Here is a 25,123-nt window from a genome sequence, read left to right as displayed (position 1 = left end):
GATTATCAGCAGCTCTTTGATCAAAAGCTTGGTCTGCCAATAATCAAAAAAAGGAAAAGAGTAAGTCCTTTCCCTTCTTAAGGTAATTATGGAGCAACCGATAGATTCCATTCGACATGTCCTGTATGTGTCCCTGCTGGCGTAGTTTTTGTATCTGCTATTTTAAGAGACACTTGTCCTAATCCATAATCATAGGTGTCATTATGCACAAATCCCTGTGTTCCTGACATCAATAAAACTTGAGCATCTGATGTAATCTCAACATTAGGCACAGCAGTAACTGAACCAGCTGGAGCGTCCACTAACTGACCATTTCCAGTATTGACCTTCGCATTAGTTCCAGTATGGGCAGTTTGAATCGACATTCCTTTTTCTCCATTATCCCAAACAACTTGTGCTTTTAAAGACCATCCCATAGTTTCCCGAGTTTTGTCTTTGACCCCGACATCAAATGTGCCAGAATTTTGCGGCATGGTCACAGGGATCGTTTGAGAGCCAGTTTCCAATAATTTTGTTGACGGGATTGTAAAAGTACCTGGTTCATAAGCAATCCCAAAGGCAACCGTAGGATTATTTGATTTATTCCCTGGATCAGATGAGCTGGCAGGATCTTTCGTATTACTTGGTGGCGTTGGATTAGTCCCACCATTTGTTGGTAATTCTAATGGCGCACTGATCGGTGTTTCAGCTGTTGCTGGACTCGGAGTCGTAGTTGTGCTTGCTGCGTATACCCTTGGATTATTAATTGATAAAAAAGAAGCCAACAAGCCAGTGCTGATTAAAAAAGTACTTTTTTTCATTTATTTCACTCACTTTCTTTTTCAAACATCGGGTATTTTTATACTGTCCTGATTGAACAAAAAAAGCGTATCATTAAACTAGATTCAGTTTTTGTTCGTTTTTTTTGATTTCATACTTGTTTTCAAAAAATCTAAGAGACTGAGCAGTAAAAGTAGTAAACAGGGCGATCATTTGCACATGACTTTTAAAAATAAATCGTGTACTTAGCAACCCGATGCATAAAAAAAACCATAAAATCCGAAAATAACATCCTTATTTTCTGGATTCTATGGGTTATTTTTTAGCTAGTGAGTTTTGCCATAATGTGATTAATTTTGAGTCAGGATATTAAGTTCAGGATACAATAAATTCAACACGTCTAAAGTCAATCTTCTCCCTTTACCTGCAAATGGGTACACGTGCATATGCATCGCTGGATTAAAGTTAGCTTCGATAATCCCATAAGCAGTAGCGCTGTTTTCCGGTGCTACCTCTTTGTCCGGAATAATCAAATCGATTCCACTAATTTTTGCGCCTAAAGCTTCAACTGCAGAAACAGCTATCTGCTTATAACTTTCAGAAAATTCGTCTGTGACATCAATCGAATCGCCACCTGTACTAATATTAGAATTTTCTCGTAGATAAACAACCTGATCTTTCTGGGGAACAGAAGAAACGGTAAGCCCTTGTTCTTTTAACATCAGTTGCTCTAATTCTCCTAAATGAATTAGCTCTAAAGGTGCTCGATGGTTTGTGCCTCTTAAAGGATCAAGATTCTTTTCAGCGACCAATTCAGCAACTGTACGTTGTCCATCTCCAACGACATTAGCAGGTTTACGAAGCATGATTGCTTTGACTTTGCCATCAATCACAAAGAAGCGATATTCCGTGCCTGGCATAAATTCTTCTACTAAAATCGAACGATCTTCGCTAAAGGCAATCGCAAGTCCTGCTTGATAGTCAGCTAAATCAGCACCTTCTTTAAAAATCGTGATGCCTAGTCCATAGTTCGTTGATTTAGGTTTAATGACAAATGCTTTGTTTGCGAATCTTGGATAGGCTTTGACTGCTTCCTCCATTGTCGTAAACTCGGCTCCGTTTGGCACACGATAGCCGGCTTCTCTCAAGACTTTTTTAGTGACCGTTTTATTTTCCATGATCAAGGGAACGATATAGCTATCTTTACTTGTCATATTTGCATTTTTCACGTACTCAATATGATCGTGATGCTGTAACCGCAAAAATTGATCCGATTCGTCAATCACTTTCACTTCAATACCTTTTTGGATCGCATCAAATAACAAGATTTGCGTAGACAACTCCATCTCTCTAAATCCTGCGAGTTGATACGGACGTTCATGCGCTTTTTGATAGTAAGAAAGACCCAAAGAGGTAGCAAACTGATGTTGACTACTTTCTTTTGCTGCTTGATAGATTGTTCCTGCTAGTGTTTCACTTGGACGTTCCAGTTCTTCTAACATTTTTTCAATCAATGGTAGTGCCTCTAGTTGCTCAAGTTCGAGCGCCATTTTCTTCATATCAGTTAAAAGATAACGGCCTTCCTCGATAAACTCGGTTTGATTTAGAGGATGTTCAAGAGAGACGATTTCATTTTTTCTAGTTCCTTCTTCTACCCATTGATCAGCTGCTTCTTTTTCTTCCGTCCATAACATATAAGTTAAAAATAACTGTAAGAAACGAACTTGTTCTTGATCAATTCCTAAACGTGCATTGGGATTTAAATCGATATTTCTTAATTCGATATAACGCACACCCGTTTTAGCTAAATCTGCTACCCGTTTACCACCACGAAAACGAAGTGGCGTATAAAATTCTTTTTCTTCTGATAGTTTTCCTTCTTCAACCATCTTTTCAATGTCGAACAAATATTGCTCCATTGAAGCATACGAAACTTTGACATTTGGATGATTCGTATAACCATACGAACTATTCCGAATACTTCGAACTGGCTCATTAGGAGCTGGTTTATCAATGAAATAGTTTGCTTCACTTAATGGTGATGCCCCATAAAAATAGGTAATCAACCACCGATAGCGCAGAAAATTGCGCGCAGTTTTCAAATATAGCTCTGTTTTAAAAGCAGCAAACTCCGAAAACTCTGTTTGTTGCACAAACAACGATCGAAGCAAATCATCTCCAAATTCAAAATTAAAATGGATACCACTAACCATTTGCTTTCTTTTCCCATATTCTTTAGCTAAATAGCGGCGATATAACACATCTTCAAAATTTGCTAATTTTGCAATCATGATGTCTTCATCTTTTGCTGGCAATGCTGGTGGCATACTTAAAGGCCAGATCATTTCATTTTCAGGAATTGAGCGAGCAGCAACATCATAAATGGCTGACATATATTGGAAAAGCTCATGGATCGAATCGGTGACTGGTGTAATTAATTCAATTTGTGTTTCACTAAAGTCTGTCTGTATATATGGATGAAACGTACGATCGCCAAAAACACTTGGATGATCAGTACGTGTTAGATCTCCTGTAAGGTTCACTCGCTGTCCTTCTCGTTCCACACCAAAACGTGCTTGATCGATAAATGGACGTGAACTAGGATGTTTTAGTAATTGTTTAAAATTCATGTTGATTATCCTCCAGTTCGTATGCCTCTAATTATAGTAAAAAATAGCCAGAAAAAGAATGAAATTGTTTCAAAATATAAAAAAAGCCTGTTCAATTTTATGTACGCTTACTTCGTCGGTTGGGTTGGTTCACTCCCATACCTTACTAATACCATCATTATATGTAGAATTACCGTTACCTTTCTATAAGAAAAAGCATCTAGCTAAAAAGATTCAATTTTTTAGCTAGGTGCTCTTCTTGCTGATAAAAAGAATAACTGCTTACTCTTCTTTCAACAATCCTTTAAATAAACCAATAACAAAATCATTAGGTTCAAATGGTTCAAGATCATCGATTCCTTCGCCAAGCCCTACCAATTTCACTGGTAAGTGAAGTTCATTACGGATGGCTAACACGATCCCACCTTTGGCTGTACCATCTAGTTTGGTTAAAACAAGCCCAGTGACATCAGTTGTTTCTTTAAATTGTTTTGCTTGTACCATTGCATTTTGACCAGTAGTCGCATCTAGTACAAGTAATGTTTCATGAGGTGCATCTGGTAATTCTCGTTGAATGACACGTTTGATTTTTTCCAACTCATTCATCAAGTTGACTTTGTTTTGTAAACGTCCAGCTGTATCTACTAACAACACATCTGCCTGTTCACTTTTCGCACGTTCCATCGCATCATACACAACGGCTGCTGGGTCGCCACCAGCATTTCCCCGAACCACTTCGACACCAGCACGTTCGCCCCAAACCACTAATTGGTCAATCGCACCTGCTCGGAAAGTATCGGCTGCTGCCAGCAGCACTTTTTTTCCTTCATTTTTGTATTGGTGGGCTAGTTTTCCGATACTGGTTGTTTTTCCAACACCGTTTACCCCGACAAACAAAATAACTGTTAATCCTTCTTCTTGTAGATTTAATTCATTAACTTCGTTGATTCCTTCTTGTTCATATAAATCCACTAATTTTTCAATGATTGCATTTTGGATCTCAGCTGGTTTCTTTGCGTTTCTCAGTTTTACTTCTTGACGCAACGCTTCAGAAATCTGAATAGCCGTATCAAACCCAACATCCGCACCAATCAGTGTTTCTTCTAATTCTTCAAAAAAGTCTTCGTCTACTGTCCGAAAATTAGCAAACAATTCATTCATTCGTTCGCCAAATGTTTTTCTGGTTTTTTCTAACCCTTTATCATATTTCTCTTGTACTTCGACTTCTTCTGGTTCTTGTTGTTCACCAGTAAAAGCACGCTTGATTTTATCAAAAAAGCCCATATGATCCCCCCTAATCTAAAACAAATTTTTCGATAACTTTGGCTACACCATGTTCTAAGTTACTTGACGTAACATAATTCGCTGCTTCTTTAACAAATGGGACGGCATTTGCCATGGCAACACCCATTCCAGCGTATTCAATCATCGGCAAGTCATTTTCTTCATCCCCAATTGCCATGATCTCAGCTGGTTCTAAACCTAAATCTTTTGCTAGTAAAGAAATACCATAAGCTTTTGTCACACCTTTTGGCATAAATTCTAAAAGCATACTGCGGGTCTTGATGATTTCATAACGTTCATGAAATTCGGCTGGTATTTCTTTGATCTTAGGATCTAATTCCGCTTGCGGATAGGCAATAACTGCTTTATTCAACACAAACTCGTCTGTCAGATCTGCTAAATTTGCCGGTTGAAACTGCAATAATTTATTTAATGTGTTGTATAAAGATTTTTTCCCTGGTGCAGTCGGTAATTGTAAAACCACATGATCTGATAATATATCTAAGGGCAATGCCAATTTTTGCGCAAGATCATATAAACGATGGATATCAGCAACTTCCATCACTTTTTTCTCAATGATTTCTCCTGTATCATTTTTTTGAACAAGACCACCATTGAAGGTGATGCTATAATCCCCTTCGTCCACTAATCCTAACTCTTGCAAATAATGAGCCATTGCTGCTAAGGGACGACCAGTACATAAAACGATCTTAACACCTTTTTCTTTTGCTTTCGCTAAAGCTTGCTTATTCTCATCTGAAATTTGTTTTTCTTCATTCAATAATGTACCGTCTAAGTCGATCGCAATTAATTTAATCATTTATTTCCTTACACCTTCGTTTCCATTTTTTCTTCTTCATTGATATCTTCCATACGGACAGACACAATTTTTGAAACACCTGATTCTTGCATGGTTACTCCATATAAAACATCGGCAGCTACCATGGTACCTTTTCGGTGTGTGACCACGATGAATTGAGTGTCATCTTGGAAATCACTTAAATAACGTCCAAATCTTTTCACATTTGCTTCATCTAACGCAGCTTCTACTTCGTCTAAAATACAAAATGGAACAGGACAAACTCGGATGATTGAAAACAGCAAGGCGATAGCAGTTAATGCTCTTTCCCCTCCAGAAAGCAAGCTCAGACTTTGTAATTTCTTGCCTGGTGGTTGCACTTCGATTTCGATCCCTGTTTTTAATAGATCCGATGGGTCAGTCAATACCAATTCTGCGCGACCACCACCAAACATATTAGGAAAGACTACTTTAAACTCTTGCCTGATTGCTTCAAAGACTTCTTTAAAGCGAGCCCGTACTTCAGCATCCATTTCTTCCATTGTTTCAAACAATTGGTTCTTTGCAGATAACAAATCATCACGTTGTGTGGCTAAAAACGTATGTCGTTCATTCACTTGCTCAAATTGCTCAATCGAACGGATATTCACTGGTCCAAGGTCTGCGATCTGCTCTTTTAAGACTGCTACTTTCGTGCGACTACTTACAATATCGGAAGTTGGCTGGTAATCAGTGACAGCTTTTTCAAAGCTGATTTGGTATTCCGTTTGCAAATAGCTCAGCTGATGATCCAACAACATTTCTGCACGGTCTTTTTGCACTTCCAGTTTCGATTGTTCTGTTAGCTGTTGCTTTTGTTGTTGGTTTTTTTCAGCAAGTACTGTTTCAAGCTGATCGATTTCTTTTTGCGTACGTTCTCGTTGTTCCTTCACTGCCACTAGTTCTGCTTGTAGTTCTTCACGCTGTTGCGCAAGTTCCGTGATTTGGCTCGCTAAACTTTCTTCAGTGATTTCATGATCAGAAAAATCTGCAGTCAATGTTGCTAATTGTTGCTCTAAACTTGTCTGACGTTCAAGTGCTTCATTTTTTTGAACACGTGCTCCACGTAATTGGATCTGTAAATGATTGAATTGCTCTTTCAAGACAGCTAAATCTGCTTGTTCCTGTGCTTTTCGTGCTTGGACTTGTGATCGTTTTTCTTCCATTTGATCACTTTCTTGGTTCAGTGATTTGATCTCTTCATCGATTTGTTGTCGTTGTTGTTCGATTTCCTTTTGTCTTGCCGTTAACTCTGCTTGTTGTTTTTGATATGTTTCGATGAATTGTTGCAATTCTCTCGTTTCAAAGTTTGAGAGTTGCTTTTCTTTTTCAAAGCGTGCTAAGTCATTCGTGATATTTTGCAGTTGATTCGTTATTTCCTGCTCTTCAAACCGCAATTGTTCATTTTGCGTACGCAACTTTTCTTGTTTTTGGCTCAAGTCAGCGACTTTGGTTTGTAGTTCTTGAACAATTTTTTCTTGATTTTGCAACTGCTGATCTGCTTGTTCATATTCAGCTGTCAGCTGTTTCAATTCTTGATTTTGAGAGAAGAGACTGCCTTGATTTCCCCGTTTATTTGCTCCACCCGTCATGGAACCACCAGCATTCATCACGTCTCCTTCCAGAGACACTACTCGGTATTGGTATCGTATGGTCTGAGCAATAGCATTGGCACTAGTTAGATCCTTCGCTAATAAGATCGTTCCCAATAAATTGTGGACCACGGTTTGAATTTCTGCAGGGAATGTCACCTGTTCACTTGCGATACCTAAAAACCCATCTACCGCTGCTGCTTGCGAAAGAACGTGCGCAGGTAACTGTCTAGGTTTAATCGTTGTTAACGGTAAAAAGGTCGCTCTACCCCCTCTTTGCTTTTTCAAATAAGTGATTGCTTGACGTGCATCGTGTTCGTTTTCAACAATGACGTGTTGCGCTGCTCCACCTAGAGCTGTTTCGATTGCAAGGGTAAAAGAGCTAGGTACATCAATCAACTCAGCGACTGCACCTACGATACCAGATAATTGTTGTTTATGTTGTAAAACTAACCGAACGCCCTGGTAAAAACCAAAATAGTTTTCTTGGATTTCTTGTAAACTTTTTTGGCGTGCCTGTAATTGTTGGACTTGGTTCATCAATTGGTACATTTTAGGTTGTTCATTGGTTAATTTAGTTTGTACTGTTTTCCCTTTTGTTTGAACTTCTTCCAACTCATGTTGGTTCTTAACTAAAGCTTGTTGAAGATTTGCTTGTTTTTCAGATAGTTCCTGTTTTTGAGAGGATAACGCCAAGACAGAGGCTTCTACTTCTGATTGCTTCGCTAATGTTTGTTTACTTTTGGACGTTTCTTGTAAATATTGACGTTCAAGATATTTCAATTCATTTCCGACATTCGCTTGTTCTTGCATCAAATCAACATATTGATCTCGTAATTCAGATAATAATTCCTTCGTTGATTTTTGATATTTTTCCAATTCTTGTTGTGTCTTCATCAACTGTTGTTGTGCTTCTTGGATTTCTGTTTCTTTTTCAGTTGTTTCTTTTGTCAATTTTTCCTGAAGTTCCTCAAAATGCGCTACTTTCTTTTGCGCCTCGGCCAAAGAAGCCTGATATTCTTGCGTACTCTTTTGTGTATGCTTTGTCCGCTCTATTAAGACATCTTTTTGCCCTTCTGCTTGTTTTAATCTTTCAGACAATGCCAACAGACTTTGTTGACCTTTTTCAATTTGACGGTCTTTTTTGGCGTTTTGCTTTCTTTTTTCTGATAGTACGGCTTCTTGCGATTGGATATGTGTCGCTAATTTTGTCAGCTCTTGATTGAATTGTGTCAGCTGAGTTTGTTTTTCTTCCCACTCTTTTTTCGCTACGTTGATCTCCGTAATCATCAACGCTATATCCGTTTGGGTTAATTCTTCTTTTAACTGCAAAAATTTCTTAGCGATTTCACTTTGCTCAGCTAGAGGTGTTAATTGCTCTTGCAACTCGTAAATAATGTCTTGTACTCGACTAAGATTATCTTCTGTTTCAAATAACTTTTGTTCCGCTTTTTTCTTGCGTTGTTTATATTTTAATACACCTGCTGCTTCTTCAAATATTCCCCGACGGTCTTCTGGCTTACTACTAAAAATTGCTTCTACTTTCCCTTGTGAAATGATCGAAAACGATTCTTTTCCTAAACCTGAATCTAAGAACAGTTCTTGGATGTCTTTCAATCGACAAGGTTGTTTATTGATAAAAAAATCACTTTCGCCTGTTCGTCGATAGCGACGAGTCACGCTGATTTCTTGATAATCCAATGGTAAATAATGATCGGAATTATCCAAAAGTACTGTAACTTCTGCCACATTCAAAGGCTTACGAGAGTCTGAACCAGCGAAAATAATATCGGGCATTTTCCCCCCTCGAAGGCTCTTAGCAGATTGCTCGCCTAAAACCCAGCGGATTGCTTCAGTGATATTACTTTTGCCACTCCCATTTGGTCCAACGACGGCTGTCACACTATTTTCAAAATCAATCACTGTTTTATCTGCAAAGGATTTAAATCCAGCTATTTCAATTCGTTTTAAATACACGAAGCGTTCCCTCACTTACTTTTACAGTGCTGCCAGTGCATTTTCTGCAGCAGCTTGTTCTGCTAGTTTTTTCGATTTTCCTTGCCCAGTCCCAATCAACTTGTCATCTACATAGACTTCGATCCAAAAAATCCGTTCATGTGCCGGACCTTCCTCTTTTATTAATCGGTATTCAATAAATACATCACCTGATTTTTGCAACACTTCTTGCAACTTCGTTTTATGATCCATCTCATGTGAAAAAGCACCTGCTTTGACTTTTGGAAAGACAACTGTTTGAAGAAAGGCATGGGCTGCTTCAAACCCTTGATCAAGGTACAAAGCACCTAGAAAGGCTTCAAATAAGTCACAAAGAAGAGCTGGTCTGGTTCTTCCCCCAGAATTTTCTTCTCCTTTACCTAACATGATATATTTATCAAATCCACATTCTTTGGCAAACTTGGATAAACTATCTTCACGAACGATCGCCGCACGTGTCTTTGTTAGTTTCCCTTCTGGGATATCTGGATATAAACGATATAAATATTCTGAAACCATTAATTCTAATACGGCATCTCCTAAAAATTCTAATCGTTCATTATCTGATAATTGAAGGTTGCGATGCTCATTCACATAGGATGAATGGGTAAAAGCTTGTTCAAGTAAATTGAGATCGTGAAAAACGATAGTATACTTTTCTTTTAATTCATTTGTCAGCTGATTGTCCATTTTTCACATTCCTTTATGGATATTTTTTCAATACTTCCTTATTATACTGGTTTTTGTCTAAATTTGAAATGGTTCCGACAAAAGGTAAGTAAAGGTTTAATAAACCTCAAGAATCCAATGATTTTTTCGATTAAAGAATTTATTAGCTGATCATTTGATTGATTTGATAAATAGTATTCAAAAGTTGCCAGCTATACGAAAAGACCTCCCAAACCGTTTCCGTGTTTGGGAGGTCTTTCTCATTGCCAGATTCGTTCAATACTTTCGCTAAACGGCATGTATGTCCTTATTTTAAGAACGTGATTCTGCTGTTACCGTTACTTTCGCCCATGGATTTGGTGCATCATATGACCAATCCCAATCTTTAGTACGATCGCTCACTGGTAGTACTTCATTACGGAACAATGTTGGAATTGCGAAAGCTTCTTCAAATGCATATGCTTGCCATTTTTTATATGCTTCTTTTTGGTAATCTGCATCAAATGCTTCACTTGAATTGATATCATTGATCAATTTCGTATTTTCTTCTGATTCAAAACGAGTGTAGTTGAATGCTGCATTTGGTCCCCATAGTCCGTTTGGATTTGGATCAGTTCCTGTACTCCAAGCTGCTTGATATACATCAATTTCAGGATCGTCATTTTCTAATTTATCGTAGAATGAGTTAAATTCGATTAAACGTCCAGTCGTGTATTTCACATCTAAGCCGATTTTTTTCCATTGTTGCACATAGTAATCAGATAATGGTTGCGCTGTTTCGCCACCTGACATTGAAGCAAAGTTGATCGTTAATTTATTTCCGTCTTTATCTTCACGTAACCCATCACCATCTACATCTTTATAGCCAGCATCATCCAATAATTTGTTTGCTTTATCGATATCTTGCGTAAATCCTTTTAGATCGTCATCGTGGAATGATTCAAATACAGGAGGAATCAATGAAGTAGCATTGCTTCTTAACCCTGCATAGAAACGTTCTCCTACTGCATCGTTATCTAATGCATAACCCATTGCTTGTCGCAATGATTTATCTGCCATTTTAGAATTTGGATCGTATTCAACACTGCTCTTTTCAGCATTCCATTTACCTAATTTGAAGCCTAAGTAAGTGTATGATGTTTGTTCACGTCCTAAGTTTGTGTAACCTGAGACATCTTTATATGTGTCATACGTATCTGTAGGCATTTGGAAAATCATGTCATAAAGTTTTGAGTTCAAAGCTTCTGTTGCACTAGCAATCGGCAATGATTTCATCGTGATTTTTTTCAATTGTGGTTTGCCATTCCAGTAATATTCATTTGGTAGATACTCTACTGATTCTCCTGCAACGATATTACTCATGTAATATGGACCAAAAGTCACTGGATTTTTACGTACTTGATCACTTGATTCCATGTCTTTGATTGCTACACCTTCAAGTGTGTGTTTTGGAGCTGCATATGCCCAAATCCCACCACCTGATTGAAGCATACTTGGTTCCACTTTTTTATATTCGATTTCAACTGTCTTATTGTCCACTTTTTTGATACCTGAGATTGTCGGAGCGCTACCGCTATGGTATTCTTCCATCCCAACGATGTTTCGGAAGTTATCATCATAACGGATACCTGTATAATCCTTGTTACCGATAATTTCATAAGGGAAAATCACGTCATCTGCGGTTACATCTTTACCATCTGACCATTTTACATTGTCTTTTACTTTGATCGTTGCTTTTTTCGTCTCTTGGTCTAAATCTAAACTCGCTGCACCATCATTTGTGATCTTGAAGTCCGCATCATTTGTAAATAGTGCTTCATGAGAAGGTGCCATAAATGCTGCATCGTAAGAATCTTGATAAAATTCCCATTGGAACAATCCTTTGAATTGACTATCGGTTGCTACTGCAGCCTCTAATTCGCCATCTTTTATTGCATCTTTATCATTTTTCGTTGAGATTGGAAATGTTAATTCCTTCTTCTCACCGTTATTTGCTGAACTCCCAGAAGAGTTAGAACCTCCGCCGCTTCCACAAGCAGCTAATGCCATTACTGAAAAAAGTGTAACAACGCCTAAAATTGATTTCTTCATTCCTTATTTCCCCCTTTGCTTTCTTCTTTATCCTAATCGTTGGCGTGCATCGGCAGAACGCTTAAACGCTTGTCCAACATAGTTTATACTCAACATCAATACTAAAATTAGAATTGACGCAGGTAACCAGATCCATTGTCGATTCACTAAAACCTCACCGTTGCTGGCATAACCGATTAGTGTTCCTAAACTAGGAACATTTGCTGGTAAGCCAAACCCTAAGAAAGTCAAAGTGGTCTCGATCCCAATATTTGCTGCAAAGTTCATCGTTAAGTTGGTAATGATCAATGAACTTAAGTTAGGCATGATTTCACGGAACATGATTTTAAAATCACTTGTTCCCATTGTTTTTGAAGCACTCACATAATCACGCCTTGCTTCTGATAAAGTTTTACTTCTGAATAATCGAGCTTTAGCAACCCAATAAAATGCACTCATAATGAAGATGAACGACCAAACATTATATCTAGAGATAATCGATACAAATACGATAATAATCAACATAATCGGTAAAATCATAATGAAGTCAACGATACGCATCAAAATATTATCGATGATCCCCCCATAAAACCCAGAAATGATCCCTAGTCCAACCCCGATAATCGAAGTGATGACTGTGATTGCAAAACCAATGGTGACGGAGTTTCTTGCACCGATAATCAGTTGTCCTAAAACATCCCGACCACCTTCATCTGCTCCTAAAATAAATTTTGTCCCCTCGGTAGAGATAGCACCTGGAGCTGCATATTTATCAAAGATGCTGACATACATTACTTTATCTTGGTCTGTAAATAACGCACCGATAAAGATAACTAACAATAAAATAACGAGTAAACCTAATGAAAAAATGGCGATTTTATCTTTTTTAAATTCACGGGCAATCATTCGTAATCCCATTGGCGGGATACTTTCTTGCACAACGTCTTTCTTTTTATCACTCATTTGTCTTTTCTCCTTTCTGATTGAATTTTATTGGATACGGATACGTGGATCAACAATGCTCATGATGATATCTGAAAGCAAGGTTCCGATCAACGTCGCAATTCCTAAAATCAATACTAAGGAGGTAATAACTGTATAGTCACGTTGTCCGATCGAATCAATAAACAATTTACCGACTCCTGGGTAGCCAAAAATCTTTTCAATAACTACTGAACCAGCAATCAAGGAAGTAATTTCATAACCCATTTGTGAAGCCATCGGCAATGCCGCGTTTCGGAAAATATGACGACTAAATACTTTATTGGTTGGTACCCCTTTTGAACGGGCAGTTCGCACAAAGTCTAAAGATTTTGAATCAATGACTTCGCTACGTAAATACTGAATCGTTACAGCTGTAGCTAAAAAGGCTTGAGTGATCGATGGTAAAATGATGTATTTCATGCGATCAATCAACTGGGTGAAAAAGCCCCCTTGGATTCCTAACGTCTGGGAGCCGCTGGTTGGGAACCAACCTAGACGATAACCAAATACAAATAACATAATCAATCCAAAGATAAATAACGGAACAGCAAAACTAAAGAAATTGTAGATTACAACAGCTTTATCCAAAAATGAGTTTTGGTATCTGCCCGCCAACATACCTAGTGGTACAGCAATCAAATAAGTAATGATAACTGTTAAGATCGACAAGTAAAGAGTATTGACGATACGCTCACCAATCAAATCAGAAACTGAACGTTTGTATAAGAAACTTTGACCGAAGTCTCCTTGTAACGCATTCCCGATCCATCGGAAATACTGGACATACCAAGGATCATTCAAACCAGCTGCCTGTCTCATTTGCTCGATGACTGCTGGATCTTGGTTGGGGTTGATCAACCCGGTAAAAGGATCTCCAGGCATCGCTTTTGCCAACATAAAGATCAAAATACTAAGAATAATAACTTGTGGGATCATTAATAATACACGTCGTAATATCGTTTTCCACATTAGCTGGCACCTCCATCTTTCAACGCTACTTTATGCGTCGGTGTGATCGTACGGAGATCGTACACTCGACCAGTTGCATCGTAGTACTCCTTTTGATTTTGGATGTACTCACGTTCCACTCTTCGTCGATTCTCTTTGTGTAACTCCCGATTTTCGACATCAATCCGAGGGATAGCAGACAGTAAACGTTTCGTATAGATATGACGTGGATCATTATAAATATCTTCTCGTGTACCAATTTCAACGAATCGACCTTTATACATAATTGCGATATTATCACACATATGTTTCACGACTCCCAAGTCATGAGAAATAAATAAATAACTTAAACCAAATTCTTGTTGGATTCGTTTCATGAAATTTAATACTTGCGCCTGAACGGATAAATCCAATGCAGAAACTGGTTCATCTGCTACGATGAGTTTTGGGTTTGTCGCAACTGCACGTGCAACCCCTAAACGTTGACGCTGTCCACCTGAAAACTCATGTGGATATTTATACAGCGCATCTTCCGGCATCCCTACGATATCCAGTAGATTTTTCACTTTTTTCTTTTCCTCTTGATCACTCAAACGTTCAAAGTTACGGATCGGTTCTGCAATAATATCCAATACTCGCTTTTTAGGATTCAAGCTGGACATTGAGTCTTGGAAGATCATTTGAACATCTTTGTTATAGCCAATTTTTTGTCGGTTACTTTTTTTAGTGACATCTTTACCTTCATAAATGATTTGTCCTGAAGTCACTTTTTCTAATCCAACGACTGCTTTCCCTGTCGTTGATTTACCAGAACCAGATTCTCCGACTAAGCCATACGTTTTTCCTTTTTCAATAATGAAGTCGACACCATCTACTGCATATACATGATCCGTTACTCGATTAAAGAATCCACTACGAATAGGATAGTGTACTTTCAAATCGCTGATTGTAATTAATTCTGTCATCTACACCTCTCCTTTTTCGTCTCTAAAGTGGAAATGTTTGTAGCAAGAGCAACGAACCAAATGATTCGGAGCAATTTCATGAAGGACAGGGTTTTCTTCGTGATCACTGGCTGGAATCCAAGGAATCCGAGGAGCAAAACGACAACCAGTTCGTGGCATATTTTTCAAAGAAGGAACAACGCCTTCAATCACATGGAGCTCAGCTTCATGGTTCCCCTCTTGAGGAATAGAGTTCAACAATGAACGGGTATAAGGGTGTTTAGGATTTTCAAAAAGTTCTTTGACCCCAGCTACTTCAACAAATTGACCGCCATACATTACCGCTACCCGATCAGCCATTTCTGCCACAACACCTAAGTCATGCGTGATCAGAATGATTCCTGTTTTGGTTTCTTCTTGTAAGTCTTTTAATAAATCAAGAATTTGCGCTTGAATCGTTACATCTAGCGCTGTCGTTGGCTCATCTGCAATAACAATCGGTGGCTTACACGCAATCGCAATGGCGATGATTACCCGCTGTCTCATCCCCCCAGATAATTCATGAGGATATTGTCGTCCGACTCTGGCAGGATTAGGAATCCCAACTTGCTCCAACAATTCCAAGGCACGAGCTTGCCGTTGTTCAGCGTTCATTTTGGTATGATAAGATAACCCTTCCTTAATTTGATCTTCAATACGCATCAAAGGGTTTAACGCAGATAACGGATCTTGGAAAATCATCCCAATATCATTCCCGCGGATTTTGTTATACAAAGTTTCATTCAATTCAATCAAGTTTAAATCATTATATAAAATTTCGCCTGTGATCTTTGTGTTGTTTGGATCAAGTAACCCCATAATAGTAGTCGCTAATGTACTTTTCCCGCAACCAGATTCTCCAACGATTGCTAAGATCTCGTTTTTATCTAATGTAAAAGAAACGTCATCTACTGCATCGTAATACTCATCTTTAAGACGGAAGCCTGTATGTAGGTTCTGAACATCTAATAGTTGATTATCTGACAATCGAATACCCCTCTCTGCTCCCTGGTTGGAAGTTTTCTTAATAAAAAATGATATCCCACAGAATAAAACGTTTTATAATAAGCGTTATTCTAAGGATAGTGCAATATATTATTAATAATTATATATAAAACCCCTCTACAATGCAAGAGAATTTCAGTCAGTTGCCAGAATTATCAGAAAAATCTATTTAAAATAAAGATAAATCACTTGAAAAATTAAAAAAAAGTGAGTAAAGATCCGATTGATCTTTACTCACTTTCATGCTGATGATTAGTTAAGATGATTGCTGATGTAGTCAACTGCCCCACCAACTGTTTCAATTTGTTCTGCATCTTCGTCAGAAATTTCTGTTCCAAACTCATCTTCAAGTTCCAAAACAAATTCCATGATGCTGATTGAGTCAGCTTTTAGGTCATCTTTGATATTTAATTCATCAGTTACTTTATCTGTATCAATTTCAAAATGATTTGAAATAATTTTCGCTACTTTATTAAATACTTCTTCACGTGACAATGTTTTCACCTCCAACAATTATCAAAATTGCCGATTTCCTTCACCAAGGCTAATTTTACTGACATTTTCTAATATTGTCCACCTTTTTTTCTATAGGGTCGTCGACGAGCAACCAGAAACATTATTCTGCAGGTTTTTCGAATTGTTCAACTAACTGCCCTACCACATTGGTTTCCAACATAGTGTGGATTTGTCTGATGGTATGTCTCACTGCATCTGGTCCAGTCGCACCGTGAGTTTTGATGACTGGTGCCTTTAATCCAAAAAGAACTGCTCCGCCATGTTTTGAATAATCCATTTCTGATTTTAATGAACGTAACCCATCTTTCAACAATAGTGCGCCCATTTTTCCTTTAAACCCTTCATTTAAAATGGCAGCTTTCAAAAGGTCCATCAGATTCATGGCTGTTCCCTCAATGGATTTCAATACTGCATTGCCTGTAAATCCATCGGTTACAACAACATCTGCTACCCCGTTCAATAGTTCCCTCGCTTCAACGTTTCCAATAAAATTCAAACTGGTTTCATTTTGAAGTAATTCGAAAGCTTTTTTAGTTAATTCGCTTCCTTTTGTTGCTTCCGTCCCATTATTCAATAAAGCAACTCGAGGTCTACCGATTCCTCGGACTTTTCTTGCATAAAATGAGCCTAAGATGCCATATTGTAATAAATGTTCCGGTTTATTTTCAGCATTTGCACCTAGATCAAGCATATCAAACCCTGCATTGGGTTGACCGACTACCGGTAAAGTAGACATCAGACCAGGGCGTTCGATGTTTTTGATACGACCAACAATAAAGAGTCCAGCTGCTAATAATGCGCCAGTGTTCCCCGCTGAAAAAATCGCGTCTGCTTCACCATTTTTGACAGCTTGTGCTGCCAAAACCATCGAAGCATTCTTTTTACGGCGAATGGCTTTAACTGGTTCATCATCACTATCGATTTTTTCATCTGTATGAATGATCGTCACATTGTGTTCTGTTGTTAGATATTTTCTTATTTCATTTTCCTTACCATAAAGGATAAATTCCACATCTGGGAAATCTTTTTGAGCTAAAGCCACACCTTCCACAATGGCTTGTGGTGCGTGATCTCCACCCATTGCATCTACGGCAATTTTCATTATTTCCACTCCTTTTTTATCATCACTATAAAGTATAGCACAGTCTATTAATCAAAATAACGATTATCTTGATTTTCCAAGTCTAAACTGCGGACCAAATGTTGGTATTCTGGCAATAGTTGCCAATCCTTTAACTGCCATAGCTTTTGTGCCTCATCACGAGCTACCTCTAATATATTACTATCTGTTACAAGATCAGCAATTGCAAATTGCGGTAAGCCTGATTGGCGAAAACCAAATACTTCTCCTGGTCCACGCAACTCTAAATCTTTCTCACTTAGAATAAAGCCATTGTTCGTTTCTGTCATTATTTTCATTCGCTCAATCCCTAATTCATTTTTAGGATTAGCTACCAATACACAATAAGAAGCATCACTACCACGTCCAACACGTCCACGTAATTGATGTAACTGTGCTAATCCAAAACGATCAGCATCCATGATCAACATGACTGTAGCATTCGGAACATTTACACCCACTTCGATGACCGTCGTTGAAACCAAGATTTGCATCTTGTTTTCTTTAAATGTTTCCATAATTGCTTCTTTTTCCTGGTTCTTCATTTTACCATGTAACAATCCGACTTCATACTGAGGCGCAAAAAGCGCACTTAATTTTTCATAAATTTCAACAGCGTTTTTAACGTCTAATGCTTCTGACTCTTCGATCAACGGGCAAATGACATACATTTGATGTCCTTTCGCCAGTTCCTTCCATGTCCAATCTAACACACTATTTAATTGTGGCGTACGAACCCATCTCGTCTCTATTGGAATCCGGCCAGCTGGAAGTTCGTCAATTACCGAAACATCCATTTCTCCGTATGCAGTAATCGCTAAAGTCCGAGGAATTGGTGTGGCTGTCATAAATAAAACATCTGGACGCCAGCCTTTTTCACGGAGTACTTTTCGCTGATTCACACCAAAACGATGTTGTTCATCCGTAATAACTAAACCTAAGTGTTGAAATTCGACTCCTTCTTGAATCAACGCATGGGTACCGACAACGATATCGATTTCTCCTTGTTCCAGCAATTCGAGTAGTTCTCTTCGTTCTTTGGCTTTCGTCGAACCCGTTAACAGAGCAAGTTTAACTTCTTGCGCATCAAATAATTGAAGAAGGCTTTCCATGTGTTGTTGTGCCAAAATTTCAGTTGGTACCATCAATGCGCCTTGAAACCCTGCAGTGACCGCCGCATATAAGGCAATTGCTGCAACAATCGTCTTTCCGCTACCTACATCACCTTGCAATAGGCGTTGCATATGTTGCGGACTTCTTAAGTCACGACAAATTTCATTCGTGACTCTTTTTTGGGCATCCGTCAATTCAAAAGGTAGTTTTTGAATAAATTGTTTCAAGCGCTGGATGTCATATAAAATTTCAATGCCATTTGTTTCTGCTTTTTCCGATTTTTTAAGCCCTTGAAGTCGCATTTGAAATAAAAAGAATTCTTCAAAGACAATTCTTCGTTTTGCTTGATGGTTTTCTTCATGATTTTTCGGAAAATGCATGCTTTTAACAGCTGTTGGCCGATCCAACAGTCGATATTTCTCAACTAATCCATTGGGAAGATTCTCTTCGATCAAATCACCATACTCTTCGAAACCTCTTCGAATCAAATCGACTAAAGTTGTTTGACGGATTGATTTATTGACATGATAGATTGGAGAAAAATCATCCACCGCTTGAGAACCCAAAATTTTCATACCATTTAATGACTTCCGTTTCGCATCCCATTTTCCATAGACAGCAATTTCTTCGGATAAGATCACTTTATCTTTCAAATATGGTTGATTGAAAAAAGAAACATTGAAAACAGCATGATCCTGCATCATACGAAATTGGAGTCGATTCTTTTTGTAGCCAAAGCGACTCATTACTGGTGGTGAAACAACCAGGCCTTTTAAAGTCACTTTTTCTTGATCAAGTATTTCATTTAAATTTCTTTCTTGAATGTCTTCATAGCGAAAAGGATAATAGGTCAATAGGTCTTCGATGGTTTGGATTCCCAGACTAGCAAGACTATTCGCCCTTTTTGCTCCCACACCGGCTAACATCGTCACTGGATCATTTAAAGACCTCATATTTCACCCTCCTTTACCGTATGTTTCACTATCAATCCATTCCTTAGAAATAGGGCTGCACCAACAACCTGGTACAGCCCCCGTTCTTTTACCGTTCGTTCAGGCGAAAAGGATTGTCCTTTTCTATTCTGCAGAGAATAAATACGGATAAACCGGTTGATCGCCTTGATGAATTTCAATTTCTAAATCTGGATGTTGTTCAACTAATTTAGCTGATAATTCTTCTGCTTGATGAACCGAACCACCTTCACCTACTAAAATCGTCACAATTTCTGTTTCTTCAGTGATCATTTTTTCTAAGGTAGCGAATGAAGTTGCCATCATGTCAGAATCTGAGATAACGATTTTCCCGTCAATCATCCCTAAGAAATCGCCCTCAGTAATTTTCACACCATCAATGGTTGTGTCACGAATCGCATGAGTAATCTGCCCACTAACGACACTTGCAAGCATTTCTGTCATAGTCGCTTTGTTTTCTTCCAACGATACTTGATCATTAAATGAAAGTATCGCAGTTAATCCTTGAGAGATCGTTTTTGATGGTACGACCGCTACTGGGATATCTGCTACTTCAGCCGCTTGATCCGCAGCCATGAAGATATTTTTATTGTTTGGTAATACGATGACTTTATCCGCATTGACTTCCTTGATCGCTTTAACGATATCTTCCGTACTTGGGTTCATCGTTTGTCCACCACTAATGACATAGTTTGCTCCTAAACTTTCAAATAACTCTTGCACTCCTTTACCGGCTGCAATCGCTACGATCCCATAAGGTGTACGAGCTGCTTTTTGTGGTTTCGCTTGCTCATCGTGTTCTAAAATCGTTTCATGCTGTAAACGCATGTTGTCGACTTTGATTTTTACTAATGAACCAAATTTTTGTCCATAATTTAATACTTCACCTGGATTTTCGGTATGCACGTGGACCTTAATGATCTCATCATCATTAACAACCAATAATGAATCACCGATTCCATCTAAGTAATTACGAAATTCTTCATAGTCAAATTGGCTATCGACGGTTGGCCCTTCACCGATTTTTACCATGATTTCTGTACAGTAACCATAATGGATATCTTCTGTTGCTAATTGACCTTGGACACTGCGATGATGCTCAGCATTGACCATTTCATCCATTTCAGCTGGTGATGGTTCATAGACTTCTGTCATTTTGAATTCACCATTCAAGGCACTTAAGAAGCCTTCATATACAAATAGCAAACCTTGACCGCCACTATCGACGACACCGACTTCTTTTAACACTGGTAACAAATCAGGTGTTTTCGCTAAGGCACGTTTCCCACCTTTTACCACAGCCGTCATCACTTCAACAACGTCGTCACTTGTTTTAGCTTTCTTTTCTCCTGCTTTTGCAGCTTCACGGGCTACTGTCAAAATGGTTCCTTCAACAGGCTTCATGACTGCTTTATAAGCTGTCTCAACGCCATGCGTAAAAGCCGCAGCTAAATCTGCAGCGTTTAACACTGTCACATCAGGTATTTGCTTTGAAAAGCCTCGGAATAATTGAGACAAAATAACTCCTGAATTTCCTCTGGCTCCCATTAGTAGGCCTTTTGATAACATTGCTGCTAACTCGCCTACTTTTTCAGAAGTAGAATCAGCAACTGCTTTAGCTCCACTTGTCATAGATAAATTCATATTTGTACCTGTATCTCCATCAGGAACTGGGAATACATTTAACGAATTGACATATTCTGCATTTACTTGCAGACGATTCGCGCCCGCCTGAACCATTTCCTGGAATTGGCTTGCACTGATTTCTGTTACACTCACCTAGATAATCCTCCTTCAGATCGACTGCTGAATCATTCAGCAAGCCTTCTGCCTAGTCTGGCAGTACACGAACACCTTGGACGAAAACATTAACAGAATTGGCTGTTACACCTAGTAATGTCTCCAAGTTGTATTTTACTTTTTCTTGGACATTGCGAGAAACTTCTGAAATTTTTGTACCATAACTAATGATCGTATAAACATCTACTGCGATGCCATTAGCTTCTTGGCGAACAACTACTCCTCGAGAATAATTTTCTTTTCGTAGAATTTCAGTAATATTATCTTTTATTTGGTTCTTGCTGGCCATTCCTACAACACCGAACACATCTGTTGCGGCGCCACCAACAACTGTTGCAATCACATCATTGGTAATTTCAATGGTTCCAGCTGACGTTTGAATTTTTACAGCCATGAATGAGCCTCCTTAACGGGCAAAATACTCCCATTTTTCTTCTATCATATTTTATCATAGCGTCACCCGAAATAAAAGGCAGTTACCCTAAAGTACTCAAAAACCGCTGAAAATTTTAAAATTAGTCCTGTATAATTTACAATTATTCCCATGGATTGTCAATTCTTGCTATGAAAAGACACTTGCATATTACCCCTTCATATGATATGTTATTCTGGTATGAGCTGAATTATTCTATCGCTCCAAATCGAGGTAAAGGGGGAAAATTACATGGCAAAAGTTTGTTACTTTACTGGTCGCAAGACAAAAAGTGGAAACAATCGTTCTCATGCGATGAACTCAACAAAACGTACTGTTAAACCTAACTTACAAAAAGTTCGCGTTATGATCGACGGAAAACCTAAAAAAGTTTGGGTGTCAACTCGTGCTTTGAAGTCAGGAAAAGTTGCACGCGTTTAATTGAATGAAGTTTGAACCGTTCGGTGCGTGAACGGTTTTTATTTTTATTATAATGCCTTACTTTTCATAAAAGAAGTTAGTTGAAAAGCCTACAAATGATCTTGATGAACGATCATTTGTAGGCTTTTTAGGTTTTGCCAAGTCCTTAATATTAAACATGTATTCTTTTAAAAACTGGTATTTTATTATTTATAAAATCAGTTTATATAAGTTTTCTTGCCTTTTATTTTCAAAATAAACGTTATTTATTATTGTTTTTTTATTTTTTTGGAAATGCCAAGTCTTTTCATGTAGTTAAAAATATGAATATGATAAACTAGAGATAACTTCATATTTCATAGAAATTTGGTGAATGAATCAATGAAAACAAAAATCAAACTTTTTTTAAAAGAAAATGGTCGTTATGCTTTTGCTAGTTTTCTGATCCCTTTTTTGATACTTGCGTTAGTTTACTTAAGTATCGGAATTTATCCAGGAAGTAGCCGAAGCATTCTTGCAAGTGATGCATTTTCTCAATTTTCAAATTTCCATGCAAGCTTTCGGAACATGTTATTAGGAAAGCAAAGTATTTTTTATACTTGGAACGCTTCATTAGGTCTGAATTATTTATCTTTAATTTCATATTACTTAGGCGGATTATTTACTCCGCTTGTTCTTTTGTTTCCTAATAATATGATGCCTGATGCTTTATATTTTCTAACTCTGCTTAAAGTTGGGTTTGCTGGATTATCTTTTTGGTTCCTTGCGCGGACGTATAAAATTCCACGTTGGGGACAAGTGGCTTTAAGTGTTAGCTATGCTTCGATCTCTTTCATTACCGCTCATTCTGAGATCATTATGTGGTTGGATGCGTTTATTTATCTTCCACTTATTATTTTGGGTATCCATCGGGTCATGGATTATAAACGACCAACATTATTATTTGTTAGTTACTTATTGCTCTTTTTATCCAGTTTTTATATGGGCTTTATGATCGGTATTTTTTCTTTTCTTTATTTTATGGCAAGGCTGTTTACAAAATGGTCACTCTACAAAAAATCGATTGTACCTTATGGGATTACTTCCTTATTAGCTGGTGGAGCATCAATGATCATTATTCTTCCAGCAGTCTTGGATCTCCGATCAAATGGCGAAACATTAACACAGATCACTACACTAAAAACCGAAGCTACCTCATATTTGGATATCATCATGAAAAACATGATCGGTGTCTATGACACAACCAAATATGGCTCCATTCCTTTTATTTATGCTGGTTTGTTTCCATTAGTTTTATGTCTATTTTATTTTGCTAGTCGAAAAATCAACTTAAAGAACAAACTTTTGTATGGTAGTTTATTTGCTTTATTGATTGCTAGTTTCTATCTTGTACCACTCAACCTCTTTTGGCATGGTATGCATGCGCCTAATATGTTTTTGTTCCGCTATTCCTATTTGTTTTCTTTTCTCGTCCTTTTGTTAGCGGCCAAAGGATGGGAACGAATAACTAAAGAGGATCAAGGCTTACTCCTAAGTATCATCATCATTTTAGCAGCAGTTTTTGCTATCGCATGGGGACTTAAGCCTAATAATAGTTACTCTTATATTACAACGACATCGTTTGTCTTAACGATTGTTTTCTTGAGTCTTTACGCGTTAACAATTGGCTTTTTCCAGCAACCAAAACAGCCCGTTAAATACCTTAGCTTATTGTTACTGTTACTGATGACAGGAGAAGCAAGTGTCAATACGAATAGTATGATTCATGGGATATTAGACGATTGGAATTATGCTTCACGAAGCTTATATACTGATCCTGCTCCTAGCATCAAGTCACTTGTTGATCAGACAAAACAAGAATCGGATACTTTTTATCGATTAGAAAATCTTGATCCGATTTCTCCTAATGATTCCATTAACTATGGCTATAGTGGTATCAGTTTGTTTTCTTCTATTAGAAACAGGAACTCTTCTGCTTATCTAGATTCGTTAGGCTTTCGTTCAAGAGGAACAAATCTTAATATCCGCTACGCAAACAATACGTTATTGATGGATGGGTTTACAGGAATAAAATATAATATTGCTAAAAACGACAGTAGCTTTAGCAAATATGGCTTTGTGAAAGAAAGTCAGAGCGATGACTATACACTCTATAAAAATCTAAATGCTTTACCGCTAGCTTTTACAGCACCAGTAGATATTAATCACGTGGAACAACCATTAACTGACAATCTCACGAGTCAAACCAATTTGATCAATCGGCTGGCTGATTTAAATGAGCGGTATTTTACTTTCTACACACCAACTTTGAAAAGCCAACAAAACGTCACAGTAAACAAGACGTCTACCGGGGTGACTTATTCTGAAACCACGAATAACCAGCCCAAAACGCTCACTTGGGAAGTGCGTGTACCAGCAAACACACAAGCTTATCTCAGTTTGTTCCCTACTAACTATGCCCAATTAGAAAGTTCTACCGCCACGATTACTGTCAACGGTGTGTCACGAAAGACTCAGATCAGTATTTCTGGACAATATTATGATCTAGGATATTATCCTCAAGACACAACAGTTACTTTCTCTGCTAGTTTTTATGGCACAAAAGAGGTTAGCTTTATGGAACCTAAAGTTCTTGGACTTGATGTTGTTGCTTATCAAGCAGCAATGAATCAAATCAAAGAAAATGGTGTTGCTATGAAAACGACCGGCCGAACCGCCACTGGTACTGTCAACACATCCGAAGAAAGAATGCTAGTCACAACGATCCCTTATGATGCTGGCTGGTCCGCAAAAATCGATGGAAAGGCAGTCAAAGTCGAAAACTTCAAAGATGCCTTTGTAATGATCAAACTACCTGCAGGCAAACATACCGTCACTTTTAGTTACTTACCTCAAGGTTTTATTATCGGATCGATTTTGTTCGTTCTTTGTATCGGACTTTTTATCCTATATGTGTGGTATCAAAAGAAAGAGCCCAAAGTAAATAAGCGATATAAACATAGTTAATGATCCACTCAGCGCCATCATTTCTAAAA

Annotated in this window: 18 protein-coding genes; 2 read left to right on the top strand and 16 right to left on the bottom strand. The window is 38.0% G+C overall.

Annotated elements, in window-relative coordinates; all coding sequences use genetic code 11:
* Nucleotides 1-86: 86 nt before the first annotated feature.
* The 16 genes from AB3I42_RS05770 to AB3I42_RS05695 all read right to left on the bottom strand — a co-directional run bounded on the left by AB3I42_RS05770 (nucleotide 87) and on the right by AB3I42_RS05695 (nucleotide 21,650).
* Nucleotides 87-800, bottom strand: coding sequence for a hypothetical protein (locus AB3I42_RS05770; RefSeq protein WP_010736812.1), 714 nt, complete (start codon nucleotides 798-800; stop codon nucleotides 87-89).
* Between the two features lie 309 nt (nucleotides 801-1,109).
* Complete coding sequence (gene gshAB, locus AB3I42_RS05765; protein WP_010736811.1) at nucleotides 1,110-3,389, bottom strand: bifunctional glutamate--cysteine ligase GshA/glutathione synthetase GshB; 2,280 nt, start codon at nucleotides 3,387-3,389, stop codon at nucleotides 1,110-1,112.
* Between the two features lie 261 nt (nucleotides 3,390-3,650).
* Nucleotides 3,651-4,652, bottom strand: a complete 1,002-nt coding sequence (gene ftsY, locus AB3I42_RS05760) for a signal recognition particle-docking protein FtsY (RefSeq protein WP_010720411.1) — start codon at nucleotides 4,650-4,652, stop codon at nucleotides 3,651-3,653.
* 10 nt (nucleotides 4,653-4,662) lie between these two features.
* A complete protein-coding gene (locus tag AB3I42_RS05755) occupies nucleotides 4,663-5,472 on the bottom strand; it encodes a Cof-type HAD-IIB family hydrolase (protein WP_034866719.1) in 810 nt (269 codons plus the stop codon).
* Nucleotides 5,473-5,480: 8 nt separating this feature from the next.
* The gene (gene smc, locus AB3I42_RS05750) at nucleotides 5,481-9,059 is read right to left on the bottom strand and encodes a chromosome segregation protein SMC (protein WP_081129467.1); all 3,579 of its coding nucleotides are present in this window, start codon (nucleotides 9,057-9,059) and stop codon (nucleotides 5,481-5,483) included.
* Between the two features lie 21 nt (nucleotides 9,060-9,080).
* Nucleotides 9,081-9,767, bottom strand: a complete 687-nt coding sequence (rnc, locus tag AB3I42_RS05745) for a ribonuclease III (RefSeq protein WP_010720414.1) — start codon at nucleotides 9,765-9,767, stop codon at nucleotides 9,081-9,083.
* Nucleotides 9,768-10,058: 291 nt separating this feature from the next.
* Nucleotides 10,059-11,837, bottom strand: coding sequence for an oligopeptide ABC transporter substrate-binding protein (locus AB3I42_RS05740; RefSeq protein ID WP_010720415.1), 1,779 nt, complete (start codon nucleotides 11,835-11,837; stop codon nucleotides 10,059-10,061).
* Between the two features lie 27 nt (nucleotides 11,838-11,864).
* The gene (locus tag AB3I42_RS05735) at nucleotides 11,865-12,779 is read right to left on the bottom strand and encodes an ABC transporter permease (RefSeq protein ID WP_010720416.1); all 915 of its coding nucleotides are present in this window, start codon (nucleotides 12,777-12,779) and stop codon (nucleotides 11,865-11,867) included.
* Nucleotides 12,780-12,806: 27 nt separating this feature from the next.
* Nucleotides 12,807-13,769, bottom strand: a complete 963-nt coding sequence (opp4B, locus tag AB3I42_RS05730) for an oligopeptide ABC transporter permease (protein ID WP_010720417.1) — start codon at nucleotides 13,767-13,769, stop codon at nucleotides 12,807-12,809.
* Nucleotides 13,769-14,713 carry an ABC transporter ATP-binding protein gene (locus tag AB3I42_RS05725; RefSeq protein WP_010720418.1) on the bottom strand — a complete coding sequence of 315 codons (945 nt, stop codon included), beginning with the start codon at nucleotides 14,711-14,713 and terminating at the stop codon, nucleotides 13,769-13,771. The genes opp4B and AB3I42_RS05725 overlap by 1 nt, the downstream gene beginning before the upstream one ends.
* On the bottom strand, nucleotides 14,714-15,718 hold the full coding sequence (locus AB3I42_RS05720; RefSeq protein WP_010736807.1) for an ABC transporter ATP-binding protein: 1,005 nt from the start codon (nucleotides 15,716-15,718) through the stop codon (nucleotides 14,714-14,716).
* A 270-nt stretch (nucleotides 15,719-15,988) separates the two neighbouring features.
* Nucleotides 15,989-16,231 (bottom strand): acyl carrier protein, encoded by a 243-nt coding sequence (gene acpP, locus AB3I42_RS05715; protein WP_010720420.1) that lies wholly within the window; start codon nucleotides 16,229-16,231, stop codon nucleotides 15,989-15,991.
* A 121-nt stretch (nucleotides 16,232-16,352) separates the two neighbouring features.
* Nucleotides 16,353-17,354 carry a phosphate acyltransferase PlsX gene (gene plsX, locus AB3I42_RS05710; protein ID WP_010720421.1) on the bottom strand — a complete coding sequence of 334 codons (1,002 nt, stop codon included), beginning with the start codon at nucleotides 17,352-17,354 and terminating at the stop codon, nucleotides 16,353-16,355.
* Nucleotides 17,355-17,401: 47 nt separating this feature from the next.
* Nucleotides 17,402-19,438: an ATP-dependent DNA helicase RecG gene (gene recG, locus AB3I42_RS05705; RefSeq protein ID WP_181914254.1), complete on the bottom strand. Its 2,037-nt coding sequence runs from the start codon at nucleotides 19,436-19,438 to the stop codon at nucleotides 17,402-17,404.
* Between the two features lie 123 nt (nucleotides 19,439-19,561).
* On the bottom strand, nucleotides 19,562-21,235 hold the full coding sequence (locus tag AB3I42_RS05700; protein WP_181914253.1) for a DAK2 domain-containing protein: 1,674 nt from the start codon (nucleotides 21,233-21,235) through the stop codon (nucleotides 19,562-19,564).
* A 52-nt stretch (nucleotides 21,236-21,287) separates the two neighbouring features.
* Nucleotides 21,288-21,650 carry an Asp23/Gls24 family envelope stress response protein gene (locus AB3I42_RS05695; protein ID WP_010720424.1) on the bottom strand — a complete coding sequence of 121 codons (363 nt, stop codon included), beginning with the start codon at nucleotides 21,648-21,650 and terminating at the stop codon, nucleotides 21,288-21,290.
* A gap of 270 nt (nucleotides 21,651-21,920) precedes the next feature.
* Between AB3I42_RS05695 and rpmB the strand changes: the two genes are divergently transcribed.
* Nucleotides 21,921-22,109 carry a 50S ribosomal protein L28 gene (rpmB, locus tag AB3I42_RS05690; RefSeq protein ID WP_010720425.1) on the top strand — a complete coding sequence of 63 codons (189 nt, stop codon included), beginning with the start codon at nucleotides 21,921-21,923 and terminating at the stop codon, nucleotides 22,107-22,109.
* Nucleotides 22,110-22,469: 360 nt separating this feature from the next.
* Nucleotides 22,470-25,094: a YfhO family protein gene (locus tag AB3I42_RS05685; protein ID WP_034866722.1), complete on the top strand. Its 2,625-nt coding sequence runs from the start codon at nucleotides 22,470-22,472 to the stop codon at nucleotides 25,092-25,094.
* The last annotated feature ends 29 nt before the right edge of the window (nucleotides 25,095-25,123 follow it).

Origin of the sequence: Enterococcus sp. C53 (assembly GCF_040887425.1) — a bacterium.
Taxonomy (GTDB): domain Bacteria; phylum Bacillota; class Bacilli; order Lactobacillales; family Enterococcaceae; genus Enterococcus_B; species Enterococcus_B hirae.
This window is presented reverse-complemented; position numbering and strand designations above follow the sequence as displayed.

Coding starts and splice junctions, on each gene's coding strand:
- AB3I42_RS05770 (WP_010736812.1), bottom strand. CDS start 800: ATGAAAAAAAGTACTTTTTTAATCAGCACTGGCTTGTTGGCTTCTTTT.
- gshAB (WP_010736811.1), bottom strand. CDS start 3,389: ATGAATTTTAAACAATTACTAAAACATCCTAGTTCACGTCCATTTATC.
- ftsY (WP_010720411.1), bottom strand. CDS start 4,652: ATGGGCTTTTTTGATAAAATCAAGCGTGCTTTTACTGGTGAACAACAA.
- AB3I42_RS05755 (WP_034866719.1), bottom strand. CDS start 5,472: ATGATTAAATTAATTGCGATCGACTTAGACGGTACATTATTGAATGAA.
- rnc (WP_010720414.1), bottom strand. CDS start 9,767: ATGGACAATCAGCTGACAAATGAATTAAAAGAAAAGTATACTATCGTT.
- AB3I42_RS05740 (WP_010720415.1), bottom strand. CDS start 11,837: ATGAAGAAATCAATTTTAGGCGTTGTTACACTTTTTTCAGTAATGGCA.
- AB3I42_RS05735 (WP_010720416.1), bottom strand. CDS start 12,779: ATGAGTGATAAAAAGAAAGACGTTGTGCAAGAAAGTATCCCGCCAATG.
- opp4B (WP_010720417.1), bottom strand. CDS start 13,769: ATGTGGAAAACGATATTACGACGTGTATTATTAATGATCCCACAAGTT.
- AB3I42_RS05725 (WP_010720418.1), bottom strand. CDS start 14,713: ATGACAGAATTAATTACAATCAGCGATTTGAAAGTACACTATCCTATT.
- plsX (WP_010720421.1), bottom strand. CDS start 17,354: ATGAAAATTGCCGTAGATGCAATGGGTGGAGATCACGCACCACAAGCC.
- recG (WP_181914254.1), bottom strand. CDS start 19,438: ATGAGGTCTTTAAATGATCCAGTGACGATGTTAGCCGGTGTGGGAGCA.
- AB3I42_RS05695 (WP_010720424.1), bottom strand. CDS start 21,650: ATGGCTGTAAAAATTCAAACGTCAGCTGGAACCATTGAAATTACCAAT.
- rpmB (WP_010720425.1), top strand. CDS start 21,921: ATGGCAAAAGTTTGTTACTTTACTGGTCGCAAGACAAAAAGTGGAAAC.
- AB3I42_RS05685 (WP_034866722.1), top strand. CDS start 22,470: ATGAAAACAAAAATCAAACTTTTTTTAAAAGAAAATGGTCGTTATGCT.